The organism is Faecalibacterium sp. Marseille-Q4137, assembly GCF_017377535.1.
GTDB classification, from domain to species: Bacteria; Bacillota; Clostridia; order Oscillospirales; family Ruminococcaceae; genus Faecalibacterium; species Faecalibacterium duncaniae.
Genome location: NZ_JAFREK010000070.1, coordinates 1 through 6996, shown reverse-complemented (window position 1 = coordinate 6996; position 6996 = coordinate 1). Strand labels below are relative to the sequence as shown.

Annotated in this window: 8 protein-coding genes and 2 pseudogenes; 6 read left to right on the top strand and 4 right to left on the bottom strand. The window is 48.1% G+C overall.

The genetic code is table 11. The features are described 5' to 3' along the window. From J3353_RS15285 to J3353_RS15260, 6 genes are all read left to right on the top strand, one after another. The coding region (locus tag J3353_RS15285; RefSeq protein WP_207685177.1) for a cysteine-rich KTR domain-containing protein at window positions 1–124 on the top strand (124 nt) is incomplete at its 5' end. Window positions 125–140: 16 nt separating this feature from the next. Next, window positions 141–1124 (top strand): 23S rRNA (adenine(2503)-C(2))-methyltransferase RlmN, encoded by a 984-nt coding sequence (gene rlmN, locus J3353_RS15280; protein ID WP_002584956.1) that lies wholly within the window; start codon window positions 141–143, stop codon window positions 1122–1124. 473 nt (window positions 1125–1597) lie between these two features. Beyond that, window positions 1598–2035 (top strand): sigma-70 family RNA polymerase sigma factor, encoded by a 438-nt coding sequence (locus J3353_RS15275; protein WP_002604474.1) that lies wholly within the window; start codon window positions 1598–1600, stop codon window positions 2033–2035. Then, window positions 2019–2261 (top strand): helix-turn-helix domain-containing protein, encoded by a 243-nt coding sequence (locus tag J3353_RS15270; RefSeq protein WP_002604473.1) that lies wholly within the window; start codon window positions 2019–2021, stop codon window positions 2259–2261. The genes J3353_RS15275 and J3353_RS15270 overlap by 17 nt, the downstream gene beginning before the upstream one ends. Before the next feature lie 458 nt (window positions 2262–2719). Further along, window positions 2720–2893, top strand: coding sequence for a transposon-encoded TnpW family protein (locus J3353_RS15265; RefSeq protein ID WP_002604472.1), 174 nt, complete (start codon window positions 2720–2722; stop codon window positions 2891–2893). Between the two features lie 77 nt (window positions 2894–2970). Beyond that, window positions 2971–4644 (top strand): recombinase family protein, encoded by a 1674-nt coding sequence (locus J3353_RS15260; protein WP_207685176.1) that lies wholly within the window; start codon window positions 2971–2973, stop codon window positions 4642–4644. A gap of 7 nt (window positions 4645–4651) precedes the next feature. On the opposite strand, the pseudogene J3353_RS15255 reads toward J3353_RS15260, so the two are convergent. From J3353_RS15255 to J3353_RS15240, 4 genes and pseudogenes are all read right to left on the bottom strand, one after another. Next, window positions 4652–4831: pseudogene (locus J3353_RS15255) on the bottom strand (recombinase family protein); the annotation flags it as partial. Between the two features lie 95 nt (window positions 4832–4926). After that, window positions 4927–5886 (bottom strand): annotated as a pseudogene (locus J3353_RS15250) (type IV secretory system conjugative DNA transfer family protein); the annotation flags it as partial. Continuing rightward, a complete protein-coding gene (locus tag J3353_RS15245; protein WP_370569218.1) occupies window positions 5883–6341 on the bottom strand; it encodes a PcfB family protein in 459 nt (152 codons plus the stop codon). The gene J3353_RS15245 and the pseudogene J3353_RS15250, both read right to left, overlap by 4 nt. A gap of 142 nt (window positions 6342–6483) precedes the next feature. Further along, window positions 6484–6933: a hypothetical protein gene (locus tag J3353_RS15240; RefSeq protein WP_156072830.1), complete on the bottom strand. Its 450-nt coding sequence runs from the start codon at window positions 6931–6933 to the stop codon at window positions 6484–6486. Window positions 6934–6996: the final 63 nt, after the last annotated feature.

Sequence of the window (6996 nt, the reverse complement as noted above, 5' to 3'; positions counted from 1 at the left end):
TCATAATACTGTATTAAAAGATTTTCCTCTTTTCTGCCCTAAATGCAAATTGACGCATATCATTGATGTAGAAAAATTAGAGATTGTAATCAAAAATACAGAAAAACAAACTTTTATTATTTAGAAGAAAGGATATAAAAATGAAACGTTTACCTAAATATACGCCTGCGGAAGTACGGAATGATCCATACGGATTTACTTACAAAGAAATGTCGGAAGTTATTGGCGAGAATGAAGCAAAAGCCTTATATGAAGAATTATATAAGCAATTACCACGCAAAAAAAATCTATCAATGTTGGTAAAAAATATTTGCAAAAGCAGTGATACTGAAAAGTATGTTTACGAACTGAAAGACAACAAATACATTGAAACGGTTTTTATCAAGCGGCGAGATGGTGGAACTGTTTGCGTGAGCACACAAGTCGGTTGTCCTGTTGGTTGTATTTTTTGTGAGTCCGGGCGAAATGGCTTTGTTCGTAATCTAACATCGTCAGAAATCGTACAACAGATTATATTGTTGCGTCGAAAAGTAAACCGTATCGTTTTTATGGGTATGGGAGAGCCTTTATTCAATTATGACAACTTGATAAAAGCAATCCATATTCTCCGAGATAGATATGGGCTCAACTTTCCAACCGACGGCATTACCATATCAACAGTTGGTCCGGTTGATCAATTAAAAAAATTGCGCGAGGAACATCTTAAAATTCAGTTGACAATATCTTTACACGCAGCAACACAATCTGCAAGAAATCGTATTATTCCTCACATGCGCATATATGCTATTGAAGATGTTGTTAAGCAAGCCTTATCCTATTCTGAAAGGCATAATCGCAAAATTGTCTTTGCGTATTTGCTTTTACCGGGTATAAATGACCGGCCCTCAGATGTAAGACAACTTGCAAAATGGTTTCGGGGCAAAAAAGTTATGATTAACGTGTTACAATACAACCCAACAAGCAATTCAAGAATTAAAGCACCACAGAAACGGGAAATAGTTGCATTCAAACATCAATTAGAGCAAGCAGGACTTGAAGTTACTATGAGAGTTTCTCATGGCAGAGAGATTAACGCGGCTTGTGGACAGTTAGCTAACACATATAATAAATTCAAAAAAAAATGATTAAAAGTGCCAGACGCATAGACGCAGAGCCGATAACGCATTAGGTCAAAAAACCTATGTGTTATCGGCTTTTTTATTTAATATTGCGCAAAAGCCGCTGTTCCCTATTATAGAATGGATTGCGGGTAGTGTATTAAAGTCGCCCTTTTTTAAGGATACGGCGGTATCGGGGAGGTATCGCCGTGTCCATTTTTATTTACTGTAACCCGCCTAATGCTTTGCGGTCAAAAAAAGCTATGCTCCGCAAGCGGGATATTCCGGCTATGAATGTGAACTGTCAATACATTTAGCTACTGCTTACATTTCCTTTGCGCCCGTCCGCGTCTTGCGGACGGGCGCATTTTGCTTTTTTCAACTTTTTTCTGAAAAGCGCACTCAAGAGCCATCTCCCGAACGGGTACGGAGCGAAAGGGGCAGAGAGGACAAGCCCTTAACTCCCGTCCTCTACTCCACGCGGGAAGGAGGTGAACTCTATGGAGCTATCTTCTTCCGACAAGGAAAGAATACAACATCAGTACGACGCATTAGCAAAGAAAACTTTGGTCGGCGAAGCGAAAAGCCACCGCCGCACTCTTGCGAAACGCGCAGCACGCGAAGTTACTTTTTCGGATTTGAGCGAAAGCGAACTCGCGCAGCTTTTCACAACGGACGAATACGAAAGCGATTATTTCCGTTTTCAAGTGTCCGGCTTTGATGTACTCGTCAAAAATGAACTGCTTGCCGAAGCCCTTAACGCTTTGCCCGAAAGGAAACGCGACATTATCCTTTTGTCCTACTTCTTGGATATGAGCGACGCGGAAATTGGCGAACTGCTGAATGTTGTACGCACGACGGTTTTCCGGCACAGGAAATCCGCGCTTGCGAAAATCAAACAGTATTTGGAGGGAAAAGCAGATGATGAATACCGTTAGGAAGTCTGAAAATCTGTTGCCGTTCCCTGTCATTTCCGCAGCGGCAAACGGCGACACAACCGCCATGTGCGCGATCTTGAAGCACTACGAGGGTTACATAGCGAAACTTTGTACCCGCACGCTGAAAGACGACGCGGGCAATACCTATTCCTATGTGGACGAGGAAATGCGTAACAGGCTGCAAGTGCGCCTTATTACCCGCACCCTTGCTTTTCATGTAGGATAATCTTTTAGCCCATGCGGGGAGCGTGTCCCCTTTCCACGCTTCCCGTTATGGGCTATTTGTCGTTCCGCAAAAGCATATCCGCTGTTGATGTGCTTTTGCAGGCCGACAAAGCCTATTGTTCTTTGACAAAGAAAGCGGCCTTTGGTGCGCAGCATAACAGGCAAACGGGTACATTCCGTCTGTACCGAGCCAGTCGGCGGGTACGCCATGACAGCTTTTCCCCATAGGGGAAAAGCCGAGCGAGAACTACCGCGCCGTAAAACAGGTTTAGCAGCTTGTGGGCGACGACATACAAGGCAGCACAATGATACTCCCGCGTTGAACACCCTCAAAGTATTGCGCGGCGCACCCATAAGCATGGGCCGGGGTGAAACTCCCGTGAGGTTGCAGCTAACAACCGCCCGTTTTTGCCTTTTGACGAATATAGTTTATCCATACAGGAAAAGGAGGTTTTTCTAATGGATAAAAAACAGACAATTACAACCGAACGCAAAATAGGGAAAATCACCTATCTTGTTCAAGCGTTGCCGAGTGAAAAGGCAACCGATACAATCCATAAAAAGATTGAGAAACTCATTGTAAAGGATTTGCAGAAAAAGCCCGGAAATCCGGGATTTTTAGCGTCCGAGTAGTGCATTAGGCGGCGGGATATGGTATAATGATAGCAACACATTATACCTGTTTATTCGGCTGTCGGAAAGGAGGACTAATGTTACAGTCGAATAAAATCACCGCCCTTTACTGCCGTTTAAGTCAAGAGGATATGCAAGCCGGAGAAAGCGGAAGCATACAGCACCAAAAAATGATACTTCAACGCTATGCGGACGAACACCATTTTTTGAACACAAAGTTTTTTGTGGACGACGGATTTTCCAGCGTGAGTTTTGAGCGCGAGGGGCTGCAAGCGATGTTGCAGGAAGTGGAAGCCGGACGAGTGGCGACGGTCATTACCAAAGACCTTTCCCGTCTTGGCAGAAACTATCTGAAAACGGGCGAACTCATAGAGATTGTATTTCCCGAAAACGGAGTACGCTATATCGCGATCAACGACGGAGTTGACACAGCGCGGGAGGATAACGAGTTTACCCCCTTGCGGAACTGGTTTAACGAGTTTTACGCCCGCGACACAAGCAAGAAAATCCGCGCAGTTAAACAGGCACAGGCGCAAAAAGGCGAGCGCGTCAACGGGGAATATCCATACGGCTATATCCCAGACCCGAACAACCGCCACCACCTTATACCCGACCCGGAAACCGCGCCGATTGTCAAACAGGTTTTCGCTATGTTTGTTAGCGGCGTGCGTATGTGCGAAATCCAAAAATGGCTTGCGGAAAACAAAGTCTTGACGATTGGAGCGTTGCGCTATCAGCGTACAGGACAGGCGCGGTATCAGCGGGCAATGATCGCCCCCTATACTTGGCCGGACAAAACGCTCTATGACATATTAGCAAGGCAGGAATATTTAGGGCATACCATAACCGCGAAAACTCACAAGGTATCCTACAAGTCGAAAAAGACCCGGAAGAACGAAGAAGAACAACGCTATTTCTTCCCAAACACCCATGAGCCGCTTGTTGACGAGGAAACCTTTGAACTTGCGCAAAAGCGGATTGCTACCCGCCACCGCCCGACAAAAGCAGCGGAGATTGATATTTTTTCCGGCTTGCTGTTTTGCGCTGGTTGCAGACATAAGATGTATTACCAACAGGGCGTAAATATCGAGCCGCGCAAGTTTTCCTATTCTTGCGGCGCATGGCGCAACAGGGCAAGGACAGGCAGCGAGTGTACCTCTCATTATATCCGCAAAAACGTACTTCTTGATTTAGTGCTGGAAGATATGCGGCGGGTTTTGCGGTATGTTAAGGAACACGAACAGGACTTTATCTGTAAAGCTACCGAGTACGGCGACATGGAAGCGAGAAAGGCATTAGCGCAGCAGCAAAAGGAACTTTTCAAAGCACAGGCGCGTATGACCGAACTTGACACGCTTTTCCGCAAGCTGTATGAGGACAACGCATTAGGCAGACTGACAGATGAACGGTTTGTGTTTCTAACTTCCGGCTATGAGGACGAAAAGAAATCCCTTGCCGCAAGGATAGACGAGTTACAACAGCAGATCGCAACCGTTACCGAGCGAAAAAGGGATATATCAAGGTTTATTCAGATTGTCGGGAAATACAGCGACATACAGGAATTGACCTATGAAAACGTCCATGAGTTTATCGACCGTATTTTGATACATGAATTAGACCGGGAAACCAACACCCGGAAAATCGAAATCCATTATAGCTTTGTCGGACAGGTTGATACCGAGCAGGAGCCGACGCAAGTTGTCAACCATGACCGCCGCAACATGGTAGATGTAAAAAGTATCGCTATCTAACCCCAGCAAATTGCGTACCAGAGATACCATCATCCGTGAAGTGGATGCAGTTGGTAAAACCGTGCTGTTCGGCGTAGTCCTCCAGTATTCGCTTCTGGTTGGAGATTGAGTTCGATTCGCCCTGAAGCTCGTCATCGTGGCTCAGGCGTTCGTAGAGCGCAGGATAGCGTTCGGATTTCCTTGCCACAACTATCACATCCTTTCGTAAAATTTTGCCAGATAGCCTTTTAATGTAGCTCGATTCGGGTTGAATCAAGCTGTATTAAAATTCTGTCTGTATTATGTAACACCGGCAGCCAGCTTATAAAGTTTGTACTGCCGCCCGGCAAAGCTGTTGGGCTTCTTTTTTGCCAGTTCTTCAAACAGCAGATCCACCGGATTCTGGTATTCCTCGTCGTCCTCCAGCACCTGCATGGTGTTAAGCATTTCCAGCAGGGTGGCGAAATTTTGCTCCTCCACCGGGGCTTCATAATGCAGATAGGCAATCAGGGCGGTCAGCAAAAGACGTTCACTTTTCTCCCAGAATGGGTCCCCGCCGGACCCTTCGCCCTTGGTGTTGGTCATCAGGGTTGTGACCAGTTTCAGAATGTCCTTTTCGCTGTGGACATAGGCGAAGGGGTTATAGTGCATCGACTTTTTGAAGTTGATGGTGTTCAGGATTTTCAGCTTGTAACCGTTTTTCAGAAGTGCGTTCCCGCACTCGACCACGATACTACCTTTCGGGTCAGTGACCACATAGGAACTATGACATTGTAAAAGGTTGGGCTTGAGCCAAAACCGGGTCTTGCCGCTGCCGGAACCACCCACCACCAGCACGTTTTTATTTCGGGCATTCTTGGGGTCAGGCGGACGGTTGCTCATCATCAGCCGTTCCGTTTTGGTCAGGATGATGTTGTCGGCAAATTTCGGAGCCATGAACGGCTCAATATCCTTGGCGGTGCCCCACCGGGCAGAGCCGTACTCCATGCCGTGGCGGTACTTCTTGGCGTTTTTTCCACGCAGATAGACCGCCAGCCGTAACCCTGCACCGCAGCACAAGCCCACCAGAATATCAAGCGGATGCAGGCTGGGCAGAGGGTTTGCAAATGCCATCGGGAAGGTGCCCATCATCGCCATGATCTTATCGCCCAGCTCCTTGCCCTCGGCAAGCCGCCATGCTTCGCCAAAGTTGGTTGCCACCAGCCCCAGCAAAATATAGGGCAGGTACAGTGCCAGCAGCTTTGTCAGCTTTTTCGTGGTCACAGTCCACGCTCCTGTTCCTTGTGCCGGACTTTACCGGGGAGTTCTGCCGCCGCCTGCACCAGTTCATGCAGTTTTGCCAGCACTGAGGGACGTTTGTCCTTGTTCAGCAGGGATGCCGAATATTCCTTGAACGCCGAGTGAAAGACTTCTGCATCCGGGGCTTTGAAAAAAACCAGATACCGGGGCGGCACTTCAGAGCTGTCCTTGCGGATGGCGTAGTCGATGCCGTACTTTTTGGCATACCGCTCTAAGCCACGGATGCCAGTCTTGCTGATCTCCACGCTGGACACACCCCGGTTTTGCCGCAGAAGGGTGCGGACGCTTTGCTTACCTTGGGATGCTTTGGACTGGTACAGCCGAAACGCCGCTTTTACTGCCCGCAGGACGGTCCGGGCGGACAGCTTTGTGGTGGAGATCATCAGGTTGAAGGATTTCTGTTCGATTTCTTCCTGCACTGCCATCACCTCCCGTGCAGCAGGGTGCTTTTAATCCTCCTGCCTGGCACGGGCAGCGTTCAGCAGAGCCGCCACGAAAAAGCCGAAAAAGGCACCTGCTTCAAAAAATGCGAAACCGAAAAAAAGTTCAGCATGGCGCACCTCAGTCGATACAGATGCAGGTCAGCTTCTGCCCATCTGCCATCAGGGTGGTGCTGTGGCTTTCCAGATAGGTCTGAAAGCGGTAAATATCCTCCACCGTCAGGGATACGATGGTGCTGTGCCCATCGGTGCGGTAGAAGATGACCGGGCCGGTCAGGTACCGCTTGCCTGCCAGCTTGAGGACCTGCGCCGGATTGTAGCTGATAAACAGCGGCGCACCCTTCACGGTAATCAGGGCATCGCCCTCGTCAAAACAAGGCAGAACAGAGGGGGCATCCTCCTCCATGATAATGGTCAGCTCCATGTCGGGACCGATGGCGGCAAGGTACACATCCTTGCCTGCTGCCTCGGTCAAACAGGATGCCGCCTGCTTCAGCATGGTCAGGATGTTCACATCCACCGTGATCTGCGGGACGTGAGTTGCGGAGTGAAAAGGAATCGTGTTGTTCATAGGCGTTACCTCGTATAATAAAATAGTAGTATTTATAGACCGCTCTCCAGCGGAATGCTACAA